Below are 25924 nucleotides of genomic sequence, written 5' to 3' on the forward strand. Positions count from 1 at the left end.
CACTGTGGGCCTTGGGTCTGGCATTGGACTACGATCCAGACGCCGACTCAAGCCAAGACATGGCACCGGCCAGGCTGTATTCGCGCACAGTCAGGCGGGTTTTCCTTGGCGTCCCGGCCGTCTTTGCGGTTCAATCCACGCTTTTCGCCCGGAACGACACTAGCATGCTCACTCCCGAACAACTCGCCGGTCTGCGCCGCGACATCCAGTTCTCGGCCCAACTCGGCGGCCGTACCCTCGAATTCCGCAGTACCTGGGGCCTGTTCTCGCCGCGCGAGATCGACGAGGGCACGCGCCTGCTCCTCGACCATCTGCACATCGAGCCGGGCGACGACTGTCTGGATCTCGGCTGCGGCTATGGCCCGATCGGTCTGACCCTGGCGGCGCTGGCACCCCTGGGCCGAACGCTCCTGGTCGACAAGGATTTCGTCGCCGTCGACTATGCCAACCGCAACGCCCGGCTCAACCGCCTCGACAATGCCGAGGCGCGTCTGAGCAACGGCTTCGACCAGATCGAGCCGGAACGTCGCTTCGACCTGATCGCCAGCAATGTCCCGGCCAAGGTCGGCAAGGAACTGCTGGCACTCCTGCTGCACGACGCCCACGCCCGCCTGCGCCCCGGCGGTCGGCTCTATCTGGTCACGATCAACGGACTGCGCCAGTACATGAAGCGCAATCTCAACGAGGTCTTCGGCAACTACGACAAGCTCAAGCAGGGCGCGCACTACACCGTGGCCCTGGCACGGCGCAGCTAAAAAAAGGCCGCGACGGCCGGGTGTGCGGCGGTCGCGGCCCAAGGGCTTGCTGCTCGGTGCGCCCCCGATCCCTGGAGCGTTCATTGGAGTTTTTTTCAGTAAATCATAATACACTAAATTACTGAATATTCGGCGCGCGATTCCGACCGTCCGCCGCGCGGCGGGCGCGAGAGTTGACGACCTGAGTCGTCATGCCTACATTCGGGACATCGTTCAACCCTGTCGATGGAGCACTCACCCATGCTGCAACCCGGCGATCGCGCCCCGGATTTCGCCCTGCCCAACGCCGATATGGAGCCGGTGAGTCTCGCCTCGCTCAAGGGGCGGCGTCATGGCGTGATCTATTTCTATCCCAAGGACGACACGCCCGGTTGCACCATGGAAGCGCTCGAATTCACCGACCTGCAAGCTGAGTTCGAGGCCGCCGGCACCGAGATCCTCGGCATCAGCCGCGACACCTGCGCCAGTCACGGCGCCTTCCGCGACAAGTACGGACTCTCGATCCATCTGCTCTCCGACAGCGATGGCGAGGTGTGCGAAGCCTATGGCGTCTGGCGCGAGAAGGAGGCGCACGGCGAGAAGCGCCTCGGCATCCTGCGCTCGACCTTCGTCGTCGACAAATCGGGCGTCATCCGGCACGCGCTCTATGAAGTCAAGCCCAAGGGCCACGCCGCCCAGGTGCTCGACCTGGTGCGCGCGCTCTGACCCCGGATGTCCCCGGCCCGCGCGCCCGGCGTCAAGCTGCGCGCCTATATCCTGCTGTTCCTGCTGATCTTCGGCCTGATGCCGCTGATCCTGGCCGCGCTCATCAATCTGCCGCTGGTGCTCGATCGCACCGCGCTCTTCTATCAGCGCGCCTACCTGCAGAATCTGCGCGCGGACTTCCGCGATCTCGACCAGCATCTGGCCAGCCGTCACGAGATGATCCGCTTCCTGGCCAAGCTGCCCGATCCGGGACTGATCCTGGGCGCGCGCGGCGAGTCGGATCAGATCGATCTGGCGCGCGCGCGCTATACCACCTGGATCAACCAGATCCTGGCCGATCAGCACGACGTCATCCAGATCCTGTTCGTCGACGCCGAGGGGCAGGAACGCTTCTGGCTGGTGCGTGATGCACACACCCAGGAGTGGCGCCCGACCGCCCAGCCCCCTCAGATCCCGAATCGCCAATTCCTCGATGCCGGATTGCAGAGTCAGCCCGGCGCGGTCATGGTCAGCCGTATCCGCGTCGACGCCCGCACCGGAGTCGATGATCCGCGCCAGCTCATGACGCTCAACCTGGTCAGTCCGATCGGCAGCGAGCAGGGCGACCCCAAGCCGGGCGTGGTGGTGCTGACCATCGATGTCGGTGGGTTGGCGCAGTTCTACCGCAATACGCTCTGGGTCAATCACGACGGCAGCTATCTGCGTCCGGGGCAGCCGGCCAGCGGCCAGCCCGAGGCGTTCGAGACCTTTCCGGGACTGGCGGCGATCTTCGCCGAGGGCAAGCTGGCGTTGTGGAAGGGCGGTCAGGGCCGGCAGATGCTGTGGGTGCCCATGTTCCTGACCGAGGACGGCTTTCCGCTCTGGGTCGGGCGCGTGGTCGATCCCTCGCCGCTGGATGCCTTCCGCAACGAGCTGATCGTGCGGGTGCTGACCATCATCGCCGTGCTGGTACTGGCGGTGATGGGGCTGGCGCGCTGGATCGCGGCGCGCGTCGAGCACTTCGGGCACGAGCTGCTCGGCGGCATCCAGCGCATTCTGCGCGACGGTCAGCCGCTGCGTTTCAGCTGGACCGGGCCGCGCGAACTGCGCGAACTCGGCGAGCGACTCACTGAGCTGGCTGCGACCCATGCCGAGCATCTGTATGCGGCGCGCGCCCATACCCGTGAACTGGAACGATCCAACCGCTACAAGTCGCAGTTCCTGGCCAATGTCAGTCATGAGCTGCGCACGCCGCTCAATTCCATCCTGCTGCTGTCGAAGATGCTCGGCGCCGAAGGCAATGGTCTGAGTCCGACCCAGCGCCGTCAGGCCCAGGTCATCCACGAGGCCGGACGCGATCTGCGCGCCCTGATCGACAACATCCTCGACATCTCACGCATCGAATCCGGGCGACTCGGCCTGAATCCGGAGCCGGTGGATCTGCGACCCATGCTGGAAGATCTGATCGAACTCTTCAGCCCGCAGCTCGCCGACAAGCCGGTCGAGCTGAGTCTGCGGCTGGAGCCGGACGCACCCGAGCACATCCGGACCGATCGTGACAAGCTGCGCCAGATCCTCAAGAATTTTCTCGCCAATGCCATCAAGTTCACCGAGTGCGGCGAGGTGCGCATCGAGGTCGGCGGATGCGCGGAATCCGAACGGCCGCTGATCCTGAGCGTGATCGACACCGGCATCGGCATCCCGCCCGACAAACAGGAGATCATCTTCGAAGCCTTCCAGCAGGCCGACGGCTCGACACGGCGCCGGTATGGCGGCACCGGGCTTGGGCTGGCGATCAGCCGCGAGCTGGCGACATTGCTCGGCGGCCGCATCGAGGTCGAGAGCACGCCGGGCATCGGGTCGCGCTTCTCGCTGCTGTTGCCGCTGTCGCCGGAGGGCGTGGCGCCGGAGACGCGGCCCGAGTCGGCGCCGGTGATCGCCGCATCCGCGTCGCTCGACGCAGCCGATGAAGACACCGCGAGCCTGGAGGTGGCCTCCGAGTCCGCCTCCGAGCCGGGCGCCCCCTGGGTGCTCATCATCGAGCGTGATGTCAGGACGCTGATCCGGCTCACTTCCGAGCTGTCGCGGCGCGCTCTGCGCGTCCAGACCGCTGCTGATCTCGACGAGGCGCTGGAGACGCTGCGCGAGGAGGGCGAAGGCTGTGCGCTGGTGCTGCTGGCCGCCCAGCTGTCGACCGAGACGACCTGTGATACGATCCAGGCCCTTCTGGCCGAGACCCTGGGACCGCCTCCGGCGGTGGCGGTCATGGGGGCGTCGGATTCCGGCCCGCGACTCACGGACTGTCTTGACGGGGAGACGGTCGCGCGGCTGCCCAAGCCGATCGAGTCCGAAGCGCTCACGGCGCTCCTGGCCCGGGTCATGGGACCGTCGGCAGGGGAGGCGCCTGGGCGGACTTCAGCCAGTCGTCAGGTAACGGAGGGGACATGACGCGCTACGCCGACTTCAAACTTCTGATCGTCGACGATCACGCCCACAACCTCTTCACCCTGCGCACGCTCATCGAGAGCCATCTCGACGTCACGGTGCTGGAGGCCAGTTCGGGCCAGGAAGCGATCGATCTGACCCATGCGCACCCGGACATCGATCTGATCATCCTCGACGTGCAGATGCCGGAGATGGATGGTTTCCAGACCGCCTCGCTCCTGAAGCTGCGCAAGCGCACCCGCGACATCCCGATCATCTTCCTGACGGCGGCGTTCAAGTCCGAGGAGTTCCAGCGCCGGGGCTTTGCGGTCGGGGCGGCGGACTATCTGCTCAAGCCGATCGAGGACGCCCAGCTCATCAACAAGATCAGCACCTATTTCCGGCTGATCGAGAAGGAGCGCGAACTCAACCGCACCCTGGAGCTCAAGGTCGCCGAGCGCACGCGCGAGCTGGCCGAGGCGCGGCAGTATCTGGAGAACATCCTCAGCCACATGGGCGAGGCGCTGCTGGTGCTGGAGCCGGACGGACGCATCAAGCTGACCAATCCGGCCGCGCGGCGTCTGCTGGGTTACAGTGAGGCGGAACTGCTCGGTCTGGCCATCGGCGACGTGTTCGAGGAAGAGGGCGACGAACAGGCCGGCGCCTTCATGGGCACCTGGCTGGAGGCGCTGATCCGCACCGGGGCGCTGAGCAAGATCGAAGCACGCTTCATCGCCCGCGACGGGCGGCGGGTGCCGATCCTGTTCTCGCGCACGGCGGTGAAGGATACCGAGGGCCGGATCAGCGATATCATCTGTATCGCCAAGGACATGACGGGCTACACCCGCATCGAGACCGATTGAAGTGAGGAGTGAAGGATGAACGAGTCGAGCACACCCGAAGTTCCCGAAGAGGACGAAGACACCACCCTGACCGCCAACGCCCTCAAGGCGATGGCTCATCCGCTGCGCTGGAAGATTCTCTGCTCGCTCGGCAAGAGCGAACTGTCGGTCGGCGAGATCGTCGAGCGCACCGGCACCTCGCAGAGCAACATCTCACAGCATCTCGAACAGCTCAGGAACAAGAACATCGTGGTCGCGCGCAAGGAGGCCAATCGGATCTATTACCGCATCCGCAATGCGCAGCTGCTCGAACTCATCGGCATCATGCGCGAGGTGCTCTGTCCGGCCAATCTCGACGATCGCGTGCCGCACTGAAGCGCCTGAGGCTTCAGCGCTTCAGGCGCCGTATTTCTCGACCAGCATCCGGTCGACCTCGCGCATGACCTGGAGGCTCGCTTCCTCGGCGGCGCGCATGGCCTGGAGGATGGTCTCCTGGAGTTCGGGACGCTCCTCCCAACCGCTACCCAGCCATGACAGGATCTGGTGCACGTTCTCGTGCACGCGCGCGTGCGGTTTGTCCAGGCCGGCGTAGGCGTGCGTCTCGCCGAAGTGCTCGTGTCCGCTCGTCGCGTACCAGCGGCCCAGGCGGCAGTTCTGATGATCGACGCGGATCGCCTCGACATGCTCGCTCTCGCGGCCGTCGGTCGCGATGGCCATGTAGGCGCGCTGCTTGTAGATCATGTGATCGACCTTGACCAGGGTACCGAACCCCATGTCGCGGGCATGGCGCGCGTGCGCCTGGGTCTCGCGCGCCGAGCCGGCGAATTGGGCGAAACGCTCTTCCATCTCGCCGATGACCGCGCTCGACTGACCGGCCATCTCGCGCATGGCGTCGGAGTTCTCGAGCATCCGTTCGCTTTCACCGCGCAGCTCGCCCATCACCTGACCGATGGACTCTGAGGCGCGCCGACTGCTCTCGGCGAGCTTGCGCACCTCGTCGGCCACGACGGCGAAGCCGCGTCCGGCCTCGCCGGCGCGCGCGGCCTCGATGGCGGCGTTGAGCGCGAGCAGGTTGGTCTGGTTGGCGATCGTCGTGATGAGCTGCACGGCGGCCGTGACCTCCTGGCTGCGCGCGTTGAGTCGCGCCACGGCATCGGCGACGTGATTGATGCGCTCGGCGATGGCGTGCAGATAGGTCACGACCTGACCGACGGTGGCTTGGCCATCCTCGGCCTCGCTCGCCGTGGTCGTGGCCAGATCGAGCACCGACTGCATCTCCCGGTTGACGCTCGCCAGATCCTGCTGACTGGAGGCCAGATTGGACAGCAGGTTGGTGCTGTTGAGTGCCTGAGTGCGTTCGAGCAGCCGGTAGCGTCCATGGGTGCGTTCGCGTTCAGCGCATTCGGCACGCAATCGTTCGCACTGCTTCAGTGCCTGCTCGAAGTCGCCCGACCAGTCGCGGTCGAGCTGTTGTCTGAGGGTTTCGAGTCCCGTGGCGCTCCCGCCGGTCGGGGTCTGAAAATAGACCTCCAGACGGTCCAGAAGGTCGTTCATTCCCCAGCAGAGACGGGCGATCTCGTCCTCGCACTGAAGGTGGGTGATGCGCTGCACGAACCGGCCGCGACCGGCCTGTTCGATCACCTGGGTCAGACGCGACAGGGGCGCGAAACCGCGTTGCAAGGAACGCTGCCCCCAGCCCGCGAGTCCGATGGCCGGAATCAGGATCAAGACCGTCCAGGGGACGAGCGCGGGAGCGAGCCAGGCGAGCACCGGAGCGACCAAGGTCAGCCCCGCGAGCGACCAGAGTAGCCATGAGATCCTCGATTGCAGGGGCGAGTGCGTCATGGAGACGAGTCCTGTGCGATAAGGGGGCTGGAAGGGAATCGAGGCGCCTGATCGTTGATCGTCAGCGATCGGGCCATCCGGCAGGCCGAGACCGATGGGCGATCATGCTACGATGGACCGCCCGGACCGACAAGCCTTGGCGGACGCGAGGCGCGCACAGTCGGCGACATTCCGTTCATACGATCGTTTCCCGCCCGATGACCCCTTTGATTCGCGATTTCGAGTATCGACCCGATGCCGGCTCCTGCATGGAGCGACTGCTCGACCATCCCTGGCCGGTGTGGCTCGACAGCGGGCGTCCGTTCAGCGATCAGGGTCGCTTCGACATCCTGACGGCCGATCCGGTCGCGACACTGGTCACGCGCGGCGCTGAAAGTACGTGGTGTGCCCATGGCTCGACGGGGCGCTCGCACGCCGACCCGCTCGATCTGTTGGGCGAGCTCCTGGGGCCGAAGCGTGAGACCGTCCCCGGATTGCCCTTCGTCGGCGGGGCGATCGGCTATTTCGGCTATGACCTGGCGCGCCGCTTCGTGCCGCTGCCGAGTCTGGCACACGATGCCGAGCGCCTGCCTGAGCTGGCTGTGGGGGTCTATGACTGGGCCTTGATCCTGGATCACGTCGCGCGGCGTGCCTGTCTGGTCGGCTGGGATGCGCGTCGGCTCGACACCTGGGCGGCGCGGTTGTCGGCGCCGGTCGCGCGCCGGGTTCGCGAGCCGTTCCGGACGCTCGGCCCGGTGGAGTCCAATCTGACGCACGCGGGCTATCTTCAGGCGCTGGCAAGGATTCGGGACTATCTGATCGCGGGCGACTGTTATCAGGTCAATTTTGCCCAGCGCTTCGCCGCTCCGGTCACGGGTGATCCCTGGACGGCCTATCAGCGACTGCGGGCGCTCAACGCCGCGCCCTTCAGTGCCTATCTGAGCACGCCTGATGCGCAGATTCTGTGTTCCTCGCCTGAGCGCTTTCTCCAGGTCCGGGACGGCTGGGTCGAGACCCGCCCGATCAAGGGCACGCGCCCGCGCTCGACCGATCCGGTTGAGGATGCGCGTCTGGCCGAGTCGCTGCGTCTGAGTGCCAAGGATCGGGCTGAGAATGTGATGATCGTCGATCTGCTGAGGAATGATCTGGGGCGGGTGTGTGCGACCGGGAGCGTTCGGGTGCCGGCGCTGTTCGAGATCGAGCGTTTCGCCCGCGTCCATCATCTGGTCAGCACCGTTGCTGGGCGCCTGGATGCCGGACGCACGGCGCTCGATCTACTGCGCGCGGCCTTCCCCGGCGGTTCGATCACGGGCGCGCCCAAACGCCGCGCCATGGAGATCATCGAGGAACTGGAACCCAACCGGCGCGGTGTCTATTGCGGGGCTATCGGTTATCTGGGCTTCGATGGGGCGATGGATACCAACATCGTCATTCGTACCCTGGTCCACGCCGACAGCGTCGCCCGCTTCTGGGCCGGCGGCGGCATCGTCATCGATTCCGACCCCGAGTCCGAGTATCGCGAGACCTATCACAAGGCGGCACCCTTGCTCGATTTACTCCAATCGGCCGTTCAACATAACGCCTCGACTTAGCGGCATTCCCGTACAACCGAGGATGGGTATTATGGATGCCGTTAGCGTTAGTCAGTTTGGAGACAATCTAAAAAGTCTCGTAGAGCAGGCAATTAGCGGGCATGAACCGCTTAGGGGTCATTCGCCGTTCCGGCGAGGACTTTTTCGTGGCCAATGCGGAAGACTGGGAGCGCGAGCAGTAAACTCTTTACATTCTGAGGTTCCCTCGGTTTTTCGGGTTCAACCACTTGTTAGGAAATCGATACCGACACCGACTCGAGCGACCCAAAAACCAAAAACGGTGGTTAAATAGTCCGGAATGCTTTGGCCTCGTCAAGACCGTTAAAGCTTTGCAGCCGTAGTGCAATCTCGATTAACACGATCCGAGCGAGGTAGGCAGCATGCTGCCGCTCAACCGCGAATGATTCCAGCCTGTCGTAGTGCGTTCCATGAAGTATCTGCGACCGGCCATGATCATAGATATCCTTGATTAATTGCTCTAGGGTGCGAGGGCGGACACCCTGTACCACCTGCGTATTTCTATCTGTGCCGGTAAGATGGACTACCATATCTCGAATGCCAACGTTCTTGCCTCCGCAGCACAACACATCAAGACAGGTACCAAGCTTAGCCAACGCTATCGCATCACTTGACTCACGGCATCCCTCACCGTACCAATCCAGTGCTGTCGCCCATCGATTAGCAAGTTTTGGATGTGGGTGATTAGCCGGATCTACCAATCCATCTAGAATTGCTGCAAATGCCGGAATGATTTCCTTCATGTCAGCCACTGCTTGGCTCACCCGTTGAGGGGGCTGTATGGGAATCCGCTTCCCGAGTGAGCCGCCCGGTAACCAGAGAAACCCTTGGGTTTCGACCAGACTATTGCTTCCGACAGGGGGCAAGCGCTCGTCTTGAAGCGCCTGCTGCAGAAAACACTCGGGAGCTCCAAACCCTAAAGAAATTGCGTCAAGCGCTGCCTTGGCGACCAGTCTCGCAAGTTTTTGTGAAAAATTAAGTTCGTAGCCCCGAACAGCTACCTTGACCAAAGCTGGACACTCAGCGACCGCACCATAGACCAAATTTGCAATCCCCTCAATGGGTGTGCGATCTCTGGGCTTCTGCAGCGCGTCCTTAAGAAGATCCTTCCAGCGATGGTTTGCATCTGGCCGGTCTAGGTAGTGGTCCTTCCCGCGTTGGGGGAAATCGACTGCATCTATCCAATCACCTCTATTCAGAAATATAACGGGGCCGAGGTGAAACGGACCCGATCTCTCCATTCCCAAAGTCCATGCGGGAAAATAGTGCGTATATTCGTTGGACATACTTGCAAGTCGCTCTTCTATGATCGACTTTAACTTTGTCAGAGCATTACCCTCGTCAGACTCATCTAATCTGGAAAAATGCCCAGCAGCATGCATGTCAGCAACAGCTTGGCGGACAAAATTTTTATAGCTTTCAAGTTCGACCCTCACCAAGTTATTGGCTCGATTTCGGTGGAGGATAGCAGAGACCCGCCAAAGACCTTCTCTTGCCTTCCGCGTAAAATATCGCTGCATACCGTTCTCTGCCGTCACGAAATCGGGAATTCCAATCTCTTCGGACCAAGGGGCTGCCCCCTGATGCAAATGGTCTAGCTCACCTACTAACGCAGCTAGTTCAGTCTTTAACCCCATATTTCCCACTTCCGTTATACATTTTAAACACTATTTATGCATGCACCACGATATGCCGCCCATATGCTAATTTTAAGCGCGCCGATCTGCCAAGCACTGGTAAGCCAGTGTATATCTGGCTCCCGCTCCTAACGACTGGCTAGCCGACCCAATACCGCGCTGGCACAGCATTGAATCATTTCGATAAACTCGGCGCGCGGTATTGGGCATCTCATTACACACATCTTCATAAGTCATGAGATTCCCTGGCGAATTTGATTCCGGCGGCCACGTCTCTGATGCGCTGCAAACCGAGCCAAATGGTTTTTACACCGGGTTCGCCGTCGCCCTTGCGTCCGAGAAAACCGCCCTGGCGGGCGATCAAGCGCAGCACGTCGTTGAGTCGCGGGGGCTGCTTGGGTACGGGCTTCTTGGCCAGGATGTAGGCCGCTTGCCACTCCTCGGGTTCGAGCAGCAGCGAGGCCTCCAGGTCAGGCACCGTGCGTCCCAGGCGCATCAATCGTGCGATGCGCCATCCCACCACCAGAAACAGCGCGAAAGCGCGTTCCAAGCGCTCGACAGTGCCCAGTTGCAGGGCCTCGACCCGACAGCCTTCCTTGAGCACCAAGAACAGCAACTCGATTTCCCAGCGCGCCCGGTACCATTCGATCAGTTCGACGACGGCCTCGAGCGTGTCGGCTCGACGGTTGGTCAGCAGACGCCATTCGATCGGTTTGACGCCCTTGGGGGCCTCAATTTCACGCGCGATCACGCCGGTGACCTCAAGGTGACCTTGGCGCCGGTCCGAGAGGCTCACCCGCTGCGCATAGAGTTCCTGGCGCACCGTTCGGGCGGTGCGCCCGCGTCCAGGCGGCACGGTGAAGCGCACCTCCCCGAGCGGTTCAGTGTCCAGCACACGTCCCCACAGCTTCTGGCCCTCGCCACCGGGCAACGCGCGGTTATGCTTGGCGCGCAACAGCCAATCGGCGGGGGTTGCCAAATCCCGAGCGCGCACCATCAGGTCCAGTATGTCGGCCTCACGATCGGCCACATAGACCAGGCGGGTGTCGGGCAACTCCCTGGCCAGGTCCGCCACCCGTTCATAGCCTTCTTTCCAGCGCACACTCTCGGGGCCTCCCGGACGCTGGCCGTCGGCGTCTTTTGGCTCGCGGGCCCACATCCAGGCATCCAGGACACCCAACGGTTCGCGCTCGGGCGTCACCGCGTAGGTCGGATGCAGGTACATCCCGCGCTGGGCCTCGTAGCTCAAGGGACCAAGTCCTTTGATCGTCTGGCCGTTGAAGTCCAGCTCCGTGGTGTCCTGCAGACACAGCACCACCGGATAGGCCGCCATGCGCCTCTGCGTGCACTGACGATGCGGCTCAAGAATGTCGAGCCAGTCGTAGCGTTCACTGCCGAGAAACCGATAGGCCGCCTGCGTCTCCGCCCAGCCGTTGCAGGCCCCAGGAATACTCGCCGTCGGATGCTCGGCCAGGCGCTCGATCAAGTGGATCGCACGCCGGTCGCGGCGCGTGTCGCCCAGATCAATCGAGGCCAATTCTTCCGACGCCCAGCCCATCGTGTGCTCCAACATGTCTCAGAAAAAACAGTTCGCTATCGTACACTTAAAGTTCTGTGTAATGGGATGGGTATTGGGCCGGAGCTGAGCCAATTGTTATGCTAACCGTTTCTATTCCTCATGCTTTGTAGAATCACGCGAAGTGCCTCTCCGTCCGACTCGTAAGCGCGCTCGATATCATCAGAAACGGCGGCACAGAGGATGTCGTCAATATCGGTGTGCTCAAAAATTAATCGAGGGGAGATGTGGAAAGAGAATTTCTGTCCGGGCATGAGTTCTCTACGCTTCTGAAACTCCTTGGTTACCGCATCTGCAGTAGGGAAGAGCACGTTTCCACCTCTAAGACGCAGGACGACGTTTCCGAGAAACACTGTCATTGGCGAGTGGTTTTGCACCTCAACACTTACGACGTCCTGAACCCCTTCATAACCGGTGACGAATGCGCCGTTGACCTTCACTCGCACATCTGGTTTTGGCAGTGTTGTCGGCTGAAGATTCTGAAACTGTGAAATTTCCGCCTTGTCTTTCCCTAATAGCTCCGCAATAACCTTAGTTAAATGAAGCTGAAACTGTTGCTGGAGATTACTCGCATCACTATACGTTCCGAGCAACCCTTTCTGTTGAAGATCTTTCTTTGTTTCTTGGAGTCTTTGATACTGATCTGTCGTTAAGGCATCTTGGGGTATAGCGCGCGAACAAAAATATATAAGAACGCGCTTCCCGCTTTCCCCCATTCGGTTGATTTCTTCGATAGAGCCGGATGCGTGCTCGTTCGTTGGCGTCCCAAGCCGATACCAGAAAACCGCAACACCAAAATCACAATGATCAACGATCTGTTTGTTTAATACGGACTGGGGTTCACCGGACATGTCAGGAGCGGAGTGTGTTTCCCATTTGACCAATTCAACTTTAGCTCCAAGCGCATTGCCAATTTGAGCGTTCCACTGGTTAACGGTATCGGTAAGCGCGACCCGTTCACTTTTAACATCGCTTGGAGAAATAAGCAAACATTTATACTCAATAACGGTTCTTGGCATAGTATTCCCTTAGAGGCTGTCTAGAAACTGGAAAAACAGTCTTTTCTAGCTAGTAGCCAATTTATAGTGAATTTGATTATTGCAAATTTGGCGAAGCAACAACCGACTAGACGCCAAGTAAACTTGAGACTCACTTGAGGTTGGCTTACGCTCGTAATCTTTACTCAATCGACGCGAACGACCAAGCCAAGCGAATGTTCTTTCAACGACCCAACGACGTGGCAAGACATGAAAACCTTGGCGACCGGTCTGCTTCTTAACAATAGTGAGCGTACAGGCAAACTGCTTAAATACCCACTCAATCAGCTCTGCCCCGGCGTAGGCTCCATCCGCCCAAATAATTTTGACGGATTGGATGAGTAGAAATAAGCGTGCGATCACTTCGCGTGCAGCTGTGCCATCAAACATGTTGGCGGCATGCACCCACACGACAAGCACGCAACCCATTGTATCTACAACGATATGCCGCTTGCGACCTTTGACTAACTTACCGCCATCGAACCCAGAGGCCCGTCTAGACTCAGGGGTTCCCTTGACACTTTGGCTGTCGATGATCGCGCCTGTTGGATCTGGTTTTCGGTCTTTTTTTTTCGCGTAATTGCTCGCGTAAAGCGGTATTAAGATTTTCAAGCAATTTGTTATCTGTCCACTTATTGTAGTAATAGTTAACCAGTTTGTAGGATGGAAAATCATTTGGCAAATAACGCCACGGACAACCTGTTTTGTTTAAATAAAAAATAGCGTTCAAGATTTCACGTAGATCACTTGATCTTGGTCGGCCTGTTGTATAAGGCTCAAGTTCTTCGAAAATGCTTTCAACAATCTCCCATTCTTCATCGGAGATATCGCTTGGGTATTTTTGCGAAGATTCTTTTTTTGAAGTCATATTCACGACATGAGTGAAGTTAATTGACTCGTGAACCTTGCCATATTTTCCAAAAAATATACATAAAAATCAATTTCTTAGTTTTTAGACAGCCTCTTAAATGCATAACGTTAAGCTTCAGCCGCCGGTAGCGAGCGCAGCGAGTGACCGGTCGTCTGCAAGCGCTGTTTGGGCACTTGCGTACCGGAGCCTACTTCCAAGATACATTGTAGAACATTCGATTCTCTAGATGATTCCCGTTGTAGAACGGGACATCATCGTAGTCCTCCGAACCGAGGAGCGAAAAATACCCGCACTCGAGTCCGAATTCCTGTGTGACTAAGCGTGCAAGCTCTTTCGCCATAGTTTCTCTTTGGCGCAAATCCCGCCTGCTGCCAAACTCCGGCAACTTGGCAAGATAGCGACCATCTCTAGATACCGAAACGCGCCTCCGTGCCAGCAGACTCCTCGTTAAATCATGAGTGTTATCTAGTATCCACAGCCACACTCCTCCTCGCTCCAAAATGGGTGCGTTTGATTTCGCGGATTCCACCTGCAAAATCATTTCTGTGAAACGCGAATCGATTTTGACTATCGCACCTTCAGATAGCGCATAGAATGGCTCTAAATCTATCATTGCATCATTAATTACCTTGGAAATAGCGTCTGGACTTCGAATGGATTCCAGGCTCGGCAGCGAATCTGCACTCATTATGAAGCGGTAATGATGTTGTTTCAGCACACCCCGGTCCACCAAGGTGAGTATGTCGCTTGCTATCCATCTAGCCTCCTCCGTTGTTTTAACCACAACACCCATTCCGCTACAGTTGCTAGATGAGATATCCAATCCTGGTATGTCAACCGGAACATCAACAACGCCAAACTCTTCGAGTTTCTTCTCAAACTTAACCATTGAACCGCGATACGGCAACCGCCATTCCCGCTCATGACTCCAATCAAGGGTCCCGTTCATGCTTGGATTGAACGCTACATAGCGATACTGCTCTCTCAGCGGCAATAATTTTTCTTCAATTATTCTTGCCTCCCCGTCTGCACCATTCGACAAGCGGGTTGACTTGTCGTCAAGGCCATAGATCACTGGATTTGCTCCCAGTTCAAATAGGCCGGCTTTGGGGAAGATAAGCGCGTAAGTGCTCATGGCTTCACCGCGTTTTTCCCGTGCGTTCCCAGCCTCGAGAAATGCTGCAAGCGGCATTTCTGTAAAACATACTGCTGGGGAAGCACCATAGATCGTTCTTCGACCGTTTCGGTATGACCATGTTGCCCAGAGATGGCAATGCCGGATTGCACTGCGAAGCATGAAAATTGCAGACCAATTCACATCTTCGCGAATGTTTGCGAATCCCATGCATTCAGGGACGATAGGGGCGGACGGCCCATCGATCGCGACGTTTCGAAAGAAATGAATCAGGTAATCCGAAAGGTCGAACCTGGTGGTGTTATTCTTCATTCAGTTGCCCAACAGTGTATTTAGACAGCAGTCTGGCAACCAAGTGATACACTGACTGCAACCCAGCCCAAGAGTATCCCGTCCGTGACCGCTGTCAAGCCACATCGCGCACATCATGCGGACGGCTCTCCATCAAACTGGCAACGCTATCTCGACCTGCTCCAGCAACGCGGCGTTCCTGAGACCGCGCAACGCTGGTACATGCGCCGTGTCGAAGAATTTCTGGACACCCTGAAACCCAAGGCGCTGTCGACGCTGAGCGCCGATCAAGTAACGAACTATATACGCCGACTCTCTCAACGCCCTGATCTCGCCGACTGACAACGACGCCAGACCGTCGAGACTCTGCGACGCCTGCTGGTCGATCTGGCCCAGACCCAAGCCGGAAACGGAGTCGAAAGGGATCTATGGCGGGAGACCTCCTCCACCGCTCAAAACACGGAAAACCCTCCAGAAATCGGACCTCGCTTCGCACGCCCCACCCAGCGCTTCGCCATTCTCAAGGATCTATCACGCACGATCCGTGCGATGCAGTACTCGATCCGTACCGAACAGTCCTGCCTCGACTGGCGTCATCGCTTTCTACATCTTCTGCGCCGACAACTGAATCGCCCCAGCACTGGCCCCTGCCCTTGCTCGCCCCACTCCAATGGACCGACAATCCGATCCGAGCCTCGACCCTGCGGATCACGGCCATCCCAGGACGCAGAAGAAAACCCGGCTGAAATGCCGACCGAGGCCGCCATCCATCAAGGGGACACACGATCATGTCTGCGGATACGCAACGGCCGGCGCATCGCTGGCGCTTCAATCGACTCGGCGGTTTCGATCAGGTCATGATCGACTCGGGCGAGGACATCCGTCATCTGCCCGAACTCGACCCCAAACTCTGGGCCGCCCTGAGCTGCCCGACCTCGGGGCTGGAGTTCGACGCCCATACCCTGGCTCTGCTCGATACCGACGGCGACGGACGCATCCGCATCGACGAGATCAAGGAAGCGGTGCGCTGGACCTGCCTCAGGCTCAAGGAGCCGGGTGATCTGTTCAAGCACGAAGCCGGTCTGCCGCTGGATGCCATCGACGACAGCACCGAGGAAGGACGCCTGATCATGGCCTCGGCCTGGCGCATCCTCGACAACCTGGAACGCACCGAGTCGACCGTCATCACAGCGGCGGAGACGGCCAATACGGCTCAGATCTTCGCCGGATCACGCTTCAACGGCGATGGCGTGGTGCAGCCGAGCGCGGCCCGCGACGAGTCGGTCGCCCAGGCGATCAGCGACATCATGCGCTGTGTCGGCTCGCGGCCCGATCGCAGCGGCGAGGAAGGGATCGATCAGGCGCTCTGCGACCGCTTCTTCGCCGAGGCGGCCGAGTATCTGGAATGGTGGGCGCAGGCCGAGGCCGACGCGGCCAACATCCTGCCGCTTGGCGAGGACACCGAATCGGCCGCCGAACTCTTCGAGTCGGTCAAGACCAAGATCGACGACTATTTCACCCGCGCCCGACTGGCCGACTACGACCAGCGCGCCGCCGAGCTGCTCAATCCGGCCGAGAGTGACTATGCCGCCCTGGCCAACCGCACCCTGTCGCTGGAGACCGAGGATCTGGCCGGCTTTCCGCTGGCGCGCGTCGAGCCGGGACGTCCGCTGCCGTTGCGTCAGATGCTCAATCCGCGCTGGGCACGGGAGCTGGACGCCTTTCGCGCCCGCGTGGTGGCGCCGTTGCTCGGCGAGCTCGACAGTCTGAGCGAAGCCCAGTGGCTGGATCTGAGCACGCGCTTCGAGGCCCATTCGGTCTGGCGTGCGCGTCGACGCGGCGCGCTGGTCGCTCCGCTGGGCGCGACCCGGCTGCGGGCGCTGGTCGAGGGACCGTACCAGCAGGCCATCGCCGACCTGATCGAGCAGGATCTGGAGCTGGCCGGGGTGTCGGACGCCATCGAGTCGGTCGACCGGCTGGTGCACTACTACCAGCACCTGGAGCCGCTGCTCCAGAACTTCGTCTCACTGCGCGACTTCTACACGCCGGGCCGCAAGGCGGTCTTCCAGGCCGGTACCCTCTATCTGGACGGGCGCGCGTGCGAACTCTGCGTGCGTGTCGACGACCCGAGCAAACATGCCGCGCTAGCCAATCTCAGCCAGATCTATCTGGCCTACTGCGACTGCCGACGGCGCGGCGGCACCGAGACCCTGACCATCGCCGCCGCCTTCACGGCCGGTGACGGCGACAATCTCATGGTCGGACGCAACGGCGTCTTCTACGACCGCAACGGCGACGACTGGGATGCGACCATCGTCAAGCTCGTCGAGCATCCGATCAGCGCCGGGCAGGCGTTCTGGTCGCCCTACAAGCGGCTGGGGCGGATGATCTCGCAGCAGATCGAGAAATTTGCCGGCGCGCGCGACAAGGCCGTCGATGCCGGTGCCGAGCAGGGCCTGACGACACTGGCGACCAAGGCCCAGGAGCGTTCAGCCGGCGCCGCCGCGCCGGCGGCGACCCCCTTCGATATCGCCAAGTTCGCGGGTGTCTTCGCCGCCATCGGTCTGGCGGTCGGCGCCATCGGCACGGCCGTGGCCTCGGTCCTGACGGGTCTGCTGTCGTTGAGCTGGTGGCAGATCCCGCTGGCGCTGCTCGGACTGATGCTGGCGATCTCGGGACCATCGGTGCTGCTGGCACAGCTCAAGCTGCGTCAGCGCAATCTGGCTCCGCTGCTGGATGCCAACGGCTGGGCGGTCAACGCCCAGGCCCGGATCAGTCTCCCGTTCGGCGCCACGCTCACCAGTACGGCGCAGTTGCCCAAGGGAGCGATGCGTTCGCTGCGCGATCCCTTCGCCGACAAGAAGCGCCCCTGGAAGACCACGCTGGTGCTCATTGCCCTGATGGCGGGCGCGGTTCTGGCCTGGCGCGCGGGGTATCTGGACACCTGGATCGAACGCTGGATGCCGCAACAGACCGAGGAGACGCCGACGGTCGAACCGGCTAAGGTCGTACCGGAGCCGGGCGAACCCGCGACTGACGCACCGGCGGAAACGCCTGAGTCTGCCGCACCCGGCAAAGACGACGCGGCACCCGACGAGGCGGCCGAGTCAACGCCGGCAACGGACGAACCGGCGACCGACACAGCGGACTGATCGCACATACCTGAAAAACAGAGGAGTTCAGAATGCACATTGGCGACTTGATGGCCGAGAGCGGTGTCGGTTTCGGCACCAGCGGCGCGCGTGGTCTGGCCGACCGGATGACCGACTGGGTCTGCTATGCCTATACGCTCGGCTTCCTGAGCTATCTGGAGCAGATCGAGGTCTGGTCGCCCGGCTCGGATGTCGGCCTCGGCGGTGATCTGCGCCCCAGCACGCCGCGCATCATGACGGCCTGCGCGCGCGCGGTGCGTGACAAGGGCGGCCGGCCAATCGATCTGGGATTCATCCCCAGCCCGGCGGTGGCCGCCTATGGCTTCGAACGATCGATCCCGACCCTCATGGTCACAGGCAGCCACATCCCGGACGATCGCAACGGCATCAAGTTCAATTTGCCCACGGGGGAGATCCTCAAGCCCGATGAAGCGGGCATCCGTGCTCAATCGATCGTGCGGCCCGAGGGACTCTTCGACGCCGGCGGCGCCTTCATCCAGGATCAGTCGGAAGTGCGGCCGGCATCCGACGACTCGGCGCTCGACGCCTATGTCGAGCGCTATCTGGACTTCTTCCCGCGCGATTGCCTCAAGGGTCTGCGGATCGGCGTCTACGAGCACTCCAGCGTCGCGCGCGAACCCTATGTCGCCGTGCTCTCGGGACTCGGCGCCGAGGTCACGCGGCTCGGTCGCTCCGAGGTCTTCGTCCCGGTCGACACCGAGGCGGTACGCCCCGAGGATCAGGCGCTCGCGCGCGAGTGGGCGGCGAGCGGCCGCTTCGACGCGCTGGTCTCGGCCGATGGCGACGGCGACCGTCCGCTGATCGCCGACGAACGGGGGCAGTGGCTGCGCGGCGACGTGGCCGGTGTACTGTGCGCGCGCCGGCTCGGGATCCAGGCGCTGGCCACGCCGGTCAGCAGCAACACGGTCGTCGAGCGCTGCAACGCCTTCCAGGCCGTCCGGCGCACCCGTATCGGTTCACCCTTCGTCATCGAAGGAATGCAGCATCTGATCGACGAGGGATTTGAGTCGGTCGCCGGCTACGAGGCCAATGGCGGTTTCCTGCTCGCCAGTGCGCTGAGGAACGCCGATGGCGGCGTATTGCGGGCGCTGCCGACCCGCGATGCGGTGCTGGTCGCCGTGGCCATCCTGCTCGATGCCGTTGAACGTGACCGGCCCGTTTCGGCTCTGGCGGCCGACCTGCCGCCACGCTTCACGCACAGCGACCGACTCAAGAATGTTCCGACCGAGATCAGTCGGGCACGACTCGCCGCGCTGCGCACGGGGCGACTGCAACACGACAAGGCGGCCATCGAGGCCGAGTTCGGTGCAGCATTCGGCCCGGTCGCCACACTCGACGATACCGACGGACTGCGCATCACCTTCGATAGCGGCGAGATCCTGCATCTGCGCCCGTCCGGCAATGCCCCGGAACTGCGTGCCTATGCCGAAGCCGACAGCGCCGAGCGTGCCGAGGCCATGACGCGGATCGCCTTGGACACACTCGCGGTTTGAAGTGGATCCTTTTGCGATCCAGTGCACGAAATACAGACACAGATTTGCGTTACATTGACGCTCCGTCGACCGATCGAGTGAGGAACCATGTCCGCCATTCTCAATGCTCTGATCCATACCGTCACACGCACGCGCTGGTACAACTTCATGGGGCGCTGCCGCAACCTGGAGCAGACCCAGCGTCGCCTGCTGGAAGAGCGCCTGGAGCGCAACGCCGACACGGTCTTCGGACGCGAACATGGCTTCGCGCGTCTGAAGTCACCCGCCGACTATGCACGCGCCCTGCCCGTCTCCAGTTGGGAGACGGTCGACCCCTATGTCGACCGTATCATCGCCGGCGAGTCCCATGTCCTGACCGCCGGTCCCCTGCCCTCCATGTTCAACAAGACCAGCGGCACCACCGGCAAGCCCAAGCTGATCCCGGTGACACCCGAGAGCAAGCAGGGCAACGCGCTCAACCAGAAGGTCTGGGCCTTCGCCGCCGTCGGCACCCATCCGCGCTTTCTGATCGGCAAGGTGTTTCCGATCGTCAACAAGGCGGTCGAGGGCTACACGCCGCACACCAACATCCCCTATGGCGCGGTCTCCGGGCTGATGGTGCGCGATGCCCATCCGCTGGCGCGCGCCAAGTACGCCTATCCCTATGACGCCATCGAGATCGAGGACTTCAACGCGCGCCGCTATGCGATGATGCGCTGTGCCGTCCCCGAGTCGGTCAGCTTCATCCCGGCCTCCAATCCCAATGCCCTGCTCAAGCTGTTCGAGAGCGCCGATGAGCACAAGGCCGACCTCTTGCGCGACATCCACGACGGCACGCTCTCGGCAAACCACGACATCCCGGGACCGATCCGCGAGGCGCTGAGCCGCCGCTTCAAGCCCAATCCGGGCCGGGCGCGCGAGCTGGAGCGGCTGGCCGAGCGCGCCGGACGCCTCCAGCCGCGCGACTACTGGCCGGATCTCAAGCTCATCGGCTGCTGGAAGGGCGGCACCGTGGGCCAGTTCGCCCAGCATCTGCACGACTGGTGCTCACCGCAACTCAAACTGCGCGACACCGGCTACATGGCCAGCGAGGCCCACATCACCATCCCGATCAGCGACGAGGGCAACAGCGGTCTGCTGACCATCCACACCAACTATTTCGAGTTCATCCCGGAGGAGGAATTCGGACGCCCGGACGCGCGCGTGCTCATGGCCCACGAGCTGGAGATCGGCGTGCCCTATCAGATCCTGCTGACCACGGCCGGCGGGCTCTATCGTTACTCCATCAACGACGTCATCGAGGTGACGGGGTTCTATCAGGGCGCGCCGCTGGTGAGCTTCCTGCGCAAGGGGCGCGACGTGATGAACCTGCAGGGCGAGAAGGTCAGCGCCAATCAGATCCTGATCGCCGTCCAGGGCGCCTGTGCCGAGACCGGCGTGACGCCCATGCATTTCATGGTCGTGGGCGAGTCGGCGACCTCGCGCTATCACCTGCACATCGAACCGGCCGGCGAGACGCCTGAGCAGAGCGTGATGCACCGTCTGCTCGCGAGCTTCGACGCCCGTCTGTGCGAGATCAACCATGTCTTCAAGCGCTATCAGGAGCTCGATATGCTCAAACCCACGGCCCTGTCGCTGATGGAGCGCGGCTGGCTCGGCGCCATCGTCGACCACCAGGTCGCCTCCGGGATGCGCGACATCCAGTTCAAGCCCACGGTCCTGGGTTCGGAACTCCCGCCCGGCGGTCGCCTCCTCTATACCCTCGACATCCGGGAGGGCGCGCCCGCATGACGGTCGAACACGCCCGACGTCCCAAGGTCGCCGTGGTGCTCTCCAGCGGCGGCATCAAGCCGCTGGCGGCGATCCCGCTGTTCGAGTTCCTCGACGAGGCACAGATTCCGGTCGACCTGCTGGTCGGCTGTAGCGGCGGCAGCATCATGAGCGCCATGCGCGGCTGCGGCTATGACTCCGATCACATCCGTGAACTCATCGGTCGTGTGGCCCAGCGCGGCCTGTTCTCCTCGATCAACCTGCGCGCGGTGCTCGGCATGGGGCGTCTGCCCTTCGGGCGCTTCGACACGCGCACCGGACTGGTGCGACCGGCCAAGCTCAAGCGGGCGCTCTACGAAATGTTCGGCGACCGGCGGGTCGAGGACCTCAACCCCAAGACCGTGATCCAGACCACGGACATCCAGACCGGAGAGGGCGTGGTCATCGAAGAGGGACGGCTGACCGACGCGGTCTATGCCTCCAGCGCGGTGTTTCCGATGCTGCCGCCGCTGGAGATGAACGGACGTCTGCTCGCCGACGGCTACTACACCTCGTCGCTGCCGGTGATGGAGGCCGTCAAGCGCGGCATGGACGTCATCATCGCCGTGATCTTCCATGATCCGCTCGATCATCGGGCCAACGACTACATCGCCTGCCTGTCCAATTACTACACCATCCAGGGTGACGCCATCACCCGCTTCCAGCTGGCGCTCTCGATCAATCTGCACCACCACGAGATCATCATCATCAAGGTGCCCTTCAACCGTCCCATCAACATGTGGGACGTGCATCACATCCCCTACATCATCGAGACCGGTCAGGCCGTGGTCGAGCAGCGCCGGGCGGAGATCCTGGAAGCGATCTCCGCCTTCTCCGGCGGCGCCTGAGACCGGAGCGCGGACCGGCGCGGTTCAGACCACCGCGCCGGCCGGTTCGGCCTCGCGTTCCAATGAGGCGATGACCCGGTTGCTGGTGGGCCAGAACAGCGCTGTGATCCCCAGCACGGCCACGCCACTGACCAGAGCGGCCTGATGCAGCCCCAGCCACTGCGCCAGCCAGCCGCCGAGCAGATTGCCGATCGGGATGGAGCCGAAGGCCGCCAGCAGATAGAAAGCCATCACGCCCGCGCGATGCTCGTCGTCGATGCCGAGTTGCAGAAGCGTATTGGCCGCCACGCCCTGGGCGATGTAGGCCATACCCAGCATCAGGGTCACGCCGCCGACGACCCAGGCATGAGCACTCAGACTCAGCAGGATGAGCGAGAGTCCCAGCAGGACGGCCGCCTGCCGGAACAGCGGCCACAGGCGCTCCGGCCGACGCTGGAGTCCGACCACCAGCGCGCCGACCAGCGCACCGGCGCCGATACCGCCCATCAGCCAGCCGAGTCCCTGAGCGCCCGCCCCCATCACCTCGTGCGCCCAGACCGGCAGCAGCACATAGACCGACATGGTCGCGACCGCCACCGACAGATAGGAGAAGATCGGATAGCGCAGGGTCGGCGTGGCGAGGATGAAGCCCAGATTGCGCAGTGCGCCCCGGCTGGGGCGCGGCCCCATGCTCGATACCGGCTCACTCAGACGGATCAGCACCAGCGCGGCCAGCATGAACAGATAGCTCAGCGCATTGAGCAGGAAGCAGGGTGCCGGGCCGAGCTGAGCCATCAACCAGCCGGCGATCGGCGGACCGATGGCACGCGCGCTGTTGAAGAGCATCGAGTTGACCGAGATCGCCGCCGGCAAGGTCGCCTTGTCGTGGACCAGACGCGGCACGATCGCCTGCCGCGCCGGTCCGTCGAAGGCGGTCAGCAGGCTCTGGATGCAGCCCATGACCACGACGAGCGGCAGGGTCAATAACTCGAAGTGGGTGATCACGCCCAGGATCAGCGCCTGCACCATGAACAGCGATTGCAGGACCAGCAGTAGCCGGCGCCGGTCGAAGCGATCGACCAGCGAACCGGCCAGCGGCAGCAACAGCAGCGCCGGCAGGTTCATCAGGGCCGTCAGATAGCCCAGTTGCAGAGCCGAGTCGGTCAACTGATACAGCAGCCAGTTGAAGGTCGTGCTCTGGATCCAGGAACCGATCAGGGACAACCCCTGCCCGGTGAAGAACAGGCTGTAGTTGCGTTCGCGAAAGACACTCAACACGACGGTCGGCCTCCCGGCTGGACGTGATCCGCCCGGCTCATGACAGTTCCAGGACGCGCTCGATCATGTCCGGACAGGGCACCGACTCGCAGATCATGGGCAGCTTGATCTGAGCCGTGGTGACGCCGGGGCGCAGACGTTCCTCATAGAGCCGATCCAGCCAGCCCGTTTTCATGAGCACCAGATGCGGTGGTTGCAGCAGCTCCTGGCCGCGCAGCAGCCGATAGGGTTCGGCCTGGGCGACCAGCGCCTGTTCCATGTCCGCCAGCCAGCGCGCCTCGGGCGGCGTGCCCTCAGACTCGATGCAGAAGGCATAGCGATGCTGGTCGGCGTCGGCGACCAGACAGAAATGGCGCCAGCGCACCTGATGCTCGGCCAGCGTCTGACGCAGGATCTCGGCGAGGAAGGCGCCGCTGAGCTTCTCGCCGGCCAGATTGGCCACGTCGCGGGTCTTGCTGACGAAGGCGATGTTGGGATTCTGATCGGTGAAGCCGGAGACACGCACGATGTCGTGCAGGTTGTAGCGATAGAGTCCCGAATAGCTGGTGACGATCAGACCGTATTCCTGGCCGTCCTCGAGTTCGTGCGCCAGGAGCGGCTCACCGCCGTCGAGCGGCTGGAATTCGAGGAAATAGCCGAGGATGGCCAGTGGACCGGCGCTGACACCCGGCTTCATGGGGACGTTGAACTTGCCCTCGCTGGCGCCATAGCCGCAATCGACCAGCAGCACGTTCTCGGGCAGCAGCGGGCGCAGACCCTCCAGATAGCGGCCGATGGTGCCGCCCAGCCAGCAGGAGATCACGCGCAGGTTCGGCCAGTAATCGCGCGGTTCGAGCCGGCCGCGTCGTGCGGCCATGTCGCGCAGCGCGCGTGCGCGTTCAGGATCAGGACTCAGGTCGCGTTCGAGTGTGGCGCGCAGGTCCGACGCCAGCGGCAGCGCCGCAGAGAGCGTGCCGTGCGCGATGTCGTCGATGAGCCGGTCGCGGTGCTGGTCGGCCGTCTCCAGCAGCGCGGTCATGCGGCCGGGATTGTTGCCGACCAGCAGACGCACCTCGGGCTTGGCCAGGGCGAAGCGCAGGATCAGATAGTCGAGCGTCTCGCGATCCGGTGCCTGGAGCACGGCGGGCGGGAAGGCCAGTCGGCGCTGGATCTCGGGCGAGGTGCCGGCGAGGGTCAGGCCGGAGGCGAAACCGACCGGGATACCGCAGGCCGTCTGGCCGAGCACCGCCGGATTGGACAGCGGGATGAAGAAGCCGTCCAGGAGTTTGGGGGCCAGCTTGATGAGCAGCGCGGTGCGGATACGGCTGACCAGCGACTTGGCGAACTCGCCTTCGGCGCTCTCGGGGATGTTCTTGAACGCGCCTGTGGTGCCTGTGGTGCTGATGAAGTGCGTCGGCTGACCGGCGAACAGCAGATCCTTCGCCCCCTGCTCCAGACGCAGGGCATCGGGCGCGACATCCGGCCACTCGCGGACCGGCACCCGGCGCCGGAACTCCGCGACCGAACGGATGGCCTCGAACCCGTGCGTCTGGCCGAATTCGGTGTGCGCGTTACGCTGAAGGATGTCCAGCAGCACCTGCTGCTGGATGCGCTCGACCGAGCCGCAGGCCCCCATGAACAGTTGCACCAGTTCCGGCTCCGACTTGCCGCGCAGTTCGTCGAGCGAACGCAGCGCCTCGGCCTGACGCCGGAACCGCGCCTTGGCGCGTGCCTGGAGCTGGCGGCCGATGCTCTTGAGTATCTCGGCCGGGACATTGAGGGCGTTGCAGGACTCGATGCCCTGGAAGCCGGGCATTGAGTTGGCCTCGCCGACGACGAAGCCATCGCCCTTGAACAGCAGATCGATGCCGCCGATGTTCAGACCGATGATGTCGATCACCTGCTGGGACAGCTCGCGAATCGCCTCGCTCATCGGATAGTCGTTCGCGCTGCCGCCGGCCGAGACGTTGGACTTGAAGCCCTCGGACGAACGGTTCTGGCGCAGCATGCAGACCTGCGGCCGGCCATCGATCACCAGCACGCGCAGATCGCGCCCCCGGCTGTCGGCGATGAACTCCTGCGCCAGCAGGGCCGATTGACAGCGGGCGGCGTCGAGCATTTCGAGCAGGGTCTCGAGTTCCTTCTCGGAATGGATCAGGGACACGCCATGCCCCTTGGAGCCGTCGAGCACCTTGATGACGACCGGCAGGCCCAGGGTCTCGCGGATGAAGGCGGGCGAGGTCTCGGGGCGCACCAGGATGGTCCTGGGCACCGGCAGACCGGCGGCGGCCAGCAGTTGCAGCGTCAGCAGCTTGTCGCCGGTGCGCTTCAGGGTCTCGGCCCGGTTCACGCACAGCACGCCCTGGGTCTCGAGCTGTTGCAGCAGGGCCAGGTTGTAGGCATCGGCCTCCTCGACGAAGGCGGCGACGGCGAACATGGGCGCGGCGACCTCGATGCCCTTGTGCAGGAGACGGGTCGGCGCCTCGGGATCGAGGACCAGCTCGACATCCTTGGGGTCGACGACTTCAAGCCGTACACCGGCTGCCCCGGCCTCCTGGCAGGCGCGCGTGAGCTCCGGGATCTCCTGGCCTGTATAGAGCATCCAGCCATGCATCATCTGTGTCTGACTCATTCGAGACCGCCTCTCGTCAAGATTGCTCGGAATCGGAAAAGAGCCGCCAGTGATCGGCGACCAGCCTC

The 25924-nt window shown here is 62.3% G+C and carries 20 protein-coding genes; 11 read left to right on the forward strand and 9 right to left on the reverse strand.

What is annotated here, in order from left to right:
- Nucleotides 1–164: 164 nt before the first annotated feature.
- The 5 genes from ALVIN_RS13970 to ALVIN_RS13990 all read left to right on the forward strand — a co-directional run bounded on the left by ALVIN_RS13970 (nucleotide 165) and on the right by ALVIN_RS13990 (nucleotide 5080).
- Nucleotides 165–755, forward strand: coding sequence for a class I SAM-dependent methyltransferase (locus ALVIN_RS13970; protein ID WP_012971975.1), 591 nt, complete (start codon nucleotides 165–167; stop codon nucleotides 753–755).
- A gap of 240 nt (nucleotides 756–995) precedes the next feature.
- Nucleotides 996–1460, forward strand: coding sequence for a peroxiredoxin (locus tag ALVIN_RS13975; RefSeq protein WP_012971976.1), 465 nt, complete (start codon nucleotides 996–998; stop codon nucleotides 1458–1460).
- A 6-nt stretch (nucleotides 1461–1466) separates the two neighbouring features.
- The gene (locus ALVIN_RS13980; RefSeq protein WP_012971977.1) at nucleotides 1467–3887 is read left to right on the forward strand and encodes a hybrid sensor histidine kinase/response regulator; all 2421 of its coding nucleotides are present in this window, start codon (nucleotides 1467–1469) and stop codon (nucleotides 3885–3887) included.
- Nucleotides 3884–4726: an ATP-binding response regulator gene (locus ALVIN_RS13985; RefSeq protein ID WP_012971978.1), complete on the forward strand. Its 843-nt coding sequence runs from the start codon at nucleotides 3884–3886 to the stop codon at nucleotides 4724–4726. Before ALVIN_RS13980 ends, ALVIN_RS13985 begins: the two co-directional genes overlap by 4 nt.
- 15 nt (nucleotides 4727–4741) lie before the next feature.
- Nucleotides 4742–5080 (forward strand): ArsR/SmtB family transcription factor, encoded by a 339-nt coding sequence (locus ALVIN_RS13990; protein ID WP_012971979.1) that lies wholly within the window; start codon nucleotides 4742–4744, stop codon nucleotides 5078–5080.
- A 21-nt stretch (nucleotides 5081–5101) separates the two neighbouring features.
- Here ALVIN_RS13990 and ALVIN_RS13995 read toward each other — a convergent pair whose 3' ends face one another.
- Nucleotides 5102–6550 carry a methyl-accepting chemotaxis protein gene (locus ALVIN_RS13995; protein WP_012971980.1) on the reverse strand — a complete coding sequence of 483 codons (1449 nt, stop codon included), beginning with the start codon at nucleotides 6548–6550 and terminating at the stop codon, nucleotides 5102–5104.
- Between the two features lie 197 nt (nucleotides 6551–6747).
- Between ALVIN_RS13995 and pabB the strand changes: the two genes are divergently transcribed.
- Nucleotides 6748–8121 (forward strand): aminodeoxychorismate synthase component I, encoded by a 1374-nt coding sequence (gene pabB, locus ALVIN_RS14000; protein ID WP_012971981.1) that lies wholly within the window; start codon nucleotides 6748–6750, stop codon nucleotides 8119–8121.
- 284 nt (nucleotides 8122–8405) lie between these two features.
- Here the strand turns inward: pabB and ALVIN_RS14005 are convergent, their stop codons facing one another.
- The 6 genes from ALVIN_RS14005 to ALVIN_RS14020 all read right to left on the reverse strand — a co-directional run bounded on the left by ALVIN_RS14005 (nucleotide 8406) and on the right by ALVIN_RS14020 (nucleotide 14707).
- A complete protein-coding gene (locus ALVIN_RS14005; protein WP_012971982.1) occupies nucleotides 8406–9776 on the reverse strand; it encodes a hypothetical protein in 1371 nt (456 codons plus the stop codon).
- A gap of 226 nt (nucleotides 9777–10002) precedes the next feature.
- Nucleotides 10003–11334 carry an IS4 family transposase gene (locus tag ALVIN_RS14010; protein WP_012969763.1) on the reverse strand — a complete coding sequence of 444 codons (1332 nt, stop codon included), beginning with the start codon at nucleotides 11332–11334 and terminating at the stop codon, nucleotides 10003–10005.
- Between the two features lie 101 nt (nucleotides 11335–11435).
- Nucleotides 11436–12371 carry a hypothetical protein gene (locus tag ALVIN_RS14015; protein ID WP_012971983.1) on the reverse strand — a complete coding sequence of 312 codons (936 nt, stop codon included), beginning with the start codon at nucleotides 12369–12371 and terminating at the stop codon, nucleotides 11436–11438.
- Between the two features lie 45 nt (nucleotides 12372–12416).
- Nucleotides 12417–13001 carry an IS5 family transposase gene (locus ALVIN_RS17245; RefSeq protein ID WP_223295226.1) on the reverse strand — a complete coding sequence of 195 codons (585 nt, stop codon included), beginning with the start codon at nucleotides 12999–13001 and terminating at the stop codon, nucleotides 12417–12419.
- The gene (locus ALVIN_RS18070; RefSeq protein WP_223295282.1) at nucleotides 12892–13257 is read right to left on the reverse strand and encodes a transposase; all 366 of its coding nucleotides are present in this window, start codon (nucleotides 13255–13257) and stop codon (nucleotides 12892–12894) included. Before ALVIN_RS18070 ends, ALVIN_RS17245 begins: the two co-directional genes overlap by 110 nt.
- A 190-nt stretch (nucleotides 13258–13447) precedes the next feature.
- Nucleotides 13448–14707, reverse strand: a complete 1260-nt coding sequence (locus ALVIN_RS14020) for a DUF4427 domain-containing protein (RefSeq protein WP_012971984.1) — start codon at nucleotides 14705–14707, stop codon at nucleotides 13448–13450.
- Between the two features lie 84 nt (nucleotides 14708–14791).
- Here ALVIN_RS14020 and ALVIN_RS17665 point away from each other — a divergent pair, with 84 nt between their 5' ends.
- The 5 genes from ALVIN_RS17665 (at nucleotide 14792) to ALVIN_RS14045 (ending at nucleotide 21988) form a co-directional block, all read left to right on the forward strand.
- The gene (locus tag ALVIN_RS17665) at nucleotides 14792–15028 is read left to right on the forward strand and encodes a hypothetical protein (RefSeq protein ID WP_148217523.1); all 237 of its coding nucleotides are present in this window, start codon (nucleotides 14792–14794) and stop codon (nucleotides 15026–15028) included.
- A gap of 446 nt (nucleotides 15029–15474) precedes the next feature.
- Nucleotides 15475–17838, forward strand: coding sequence for a hypothetical protein (locus ALVIN_RS14030; RefSeq protein WP_012971985.1), 2364 nt, complete (start codon nucleotides 15475–15477; stop codon nucleotides 17836–17838).
- Nucleotides 17839–17870: 32 nt separating this feature from the next.
- Nucleotides 17871–19352: a phosphomannomutase gene (locus ALVIN_RS14035; protein WP_012971986.1), complete on the forward strand. Its 1482-nt coding sequence runs from the start codon at nucleotides 17871–17873 to the stop codon at nucleotides 19350–19352.
- A gap of 87 nt (nucleotides 19353–19439) precedes the next feature.
- Entirely contained in the window at nucleotides 19440–21122 is a 1683-nt protein-coding gene (locus tag ALVIN_RS14040; protein WP_012971987.1) for a GH3 auxin-responsive promoter family protein, read from the forward strand.
- Complete coding sequence (locus tag ALVIN_RS14045; protein WP_012971988.1) at nucleotides 21119–21988, forward strand: patatin-like phospholipase family protein; 870 nt, start codon at nucleotides 21119–21121, stop codon at nucleotides 21986–21988. The genes ALVIN_RS14040 and ALVIN_RS14045 overlap by 4 nt, the downstream gene beginning before the upstream one ends.
- 24 nt (nucleotides 21989–22012) lie before the next feature.
- On the opposite strand, the gene ALVIN_RS14050 is transcribed toward ALVIN_RS14045, so the two are convergent.
- Nucleotides 22013–23245, reverse strand: coding sequence for an MFS transporter (locus tag ALVIN_RS14050; protein ID WP_012971989.1), 1233 nt, complete (start codon nucleotides 23243–23245; stop codon nucleotides 22013–22015).
- Nucleotides 23246–23282: 37 nt separating this feature from the next.
- On the reverse strand, nucleotides 23283–25856 hold the full coding sequence (locus ALVIN_RS14055; protein ID WP_148217524.1) for a RimK family alpha-L-glutamate ligase: 2574 nt from the start codon (nucleotides 25854–25856) through the stop codon (nucleotides 23283–23285).
- Nucleotides 25857–25924 lie beyond the last annotated feature (68 nt).

The sequence above is a fragment of the Allochromatium vinosum DSM 180 genome (genome assembly GCF_000025485.1).
GTDB lineage: Bacteria > Pseudomonadota > Gammaproteobacteria > Chromatiales > Chromatiaceae > Thermochromatium > Thermochromatium vinosum.

Coding starts and splice junctions, on each gene's coding strand:
- ALVIN_RS18070 (WP_223295282.1), bottom strand. CDS start 13,257: ATGACTTCAAAAAAAGAATCTTCGCAAAAATACCCAAGCGATATCTCC.
- ALVIN_RS13995 (WP_012971980.1), bottom strand. CDS start 6,550: ATGACGCACTCGCCCCTGCAATCGAGGATCTCATGGCTACTCTGGTCG.
- ALVIN_RS14055 (WP_148217524.1), bottom strand. CDS start 25,856: ATGAGTCAGACACAGATGATGCATGGCTGGATGCTCTATACAGGCCAG.
- ALVIN_RS13980 (WP_012971977.1), top strand. CDS start 1,467: ATGTCCCCGGCCCGCGCGCCCGGCGTCAAGCTGCGCGCCTATATCCTG.
- ALVIN_RS13975 (WP_012971976.1), top strand. CDS start 996: ATGCTGCAACCCGGCGATCGCGCCCCGGATTTCGCCCTGCCCAACGCC.
- ALVIN_RS13985 (WP_012971978.1), top strand. CDS start 3,884: ATGACGCGCTACGCCGACTTCAAACTTCTGATCGTCGACGATCACGCC.
- ALVIN_RS14045 (WP_012971988.1), top strand. CDS start 21,119: ATGACGGTCGAACACGCCCGACGTCCCAAGGTCGCCGTGGTGCTCTCC.
- ALVIN_RS14035 (WP_012971986.1), top strand. CDS start 17,871: ATGCACATTGGCGACTTGATGGCCGAGAGCGGTGTCGGTTTCGGCACC.
- ALVIN_RS14005 (WP_012971982.1), bottom strand. CDS start 9,776: ATGGGGTTAAAGACTGAACTAGCTGCGTTAGTAGGTGAGCTAGACCAT.
- pabB (WP_012971981.1), top strand. CDS start 6,748: ATGACCCCTTTGATTCGCGATTTCGAGTATCGACCCGATGCCGGCTCC.
- ALVIN_RS14020 (WP_012971984.1), bottom strand. CDS start 14,707: ATGAAGAATAACACCACCAGGTTCGACCTTTCGGATTACCTGATTCAT.
- ALVIN_RS13990 (WP_012971979.1), top strand. CDS start 4,742: ATGAACGAGTCGAGCACACCCGAAGTTCCCGAAGAGGACGAAGACACC.
- ALVIN_RS14010 (WP_012969763.1), bottom strand. CDS start 11,334: ATGGGCTGGGCGTCGGAAGAATTGGCCTCGATTGATCTGGGCGACACG.
- ALVIN_RS14030 (WP_012971985.1), top strand. CDS start 15,475: ATGTCTGCGGATACGCAACGGCCGGCGCATCGCTGGCGCTTCAATCGA.
- ALVIN_RS14040 (WP_012971987.1), top strand. CDS start 19,440: ATGTCCGCCATTCTCAATGCTCTGATCCATACCGTCACACGCACGCGC.
- ALVIN_RS14015 (WP_012971983.1), bottom strand. CDS start 12,371: ATGCCAAGAACCGTTATTGAGTATAAATGTTTGCTTATTTCTCCAAGC.
- ALVIN_RS13970 (WP_012971975.1), top strand. CDS start 165: ATGCTCACTCCCGAACAACTCGCCGGTCTGCGCCGCGACATCCAGTTC.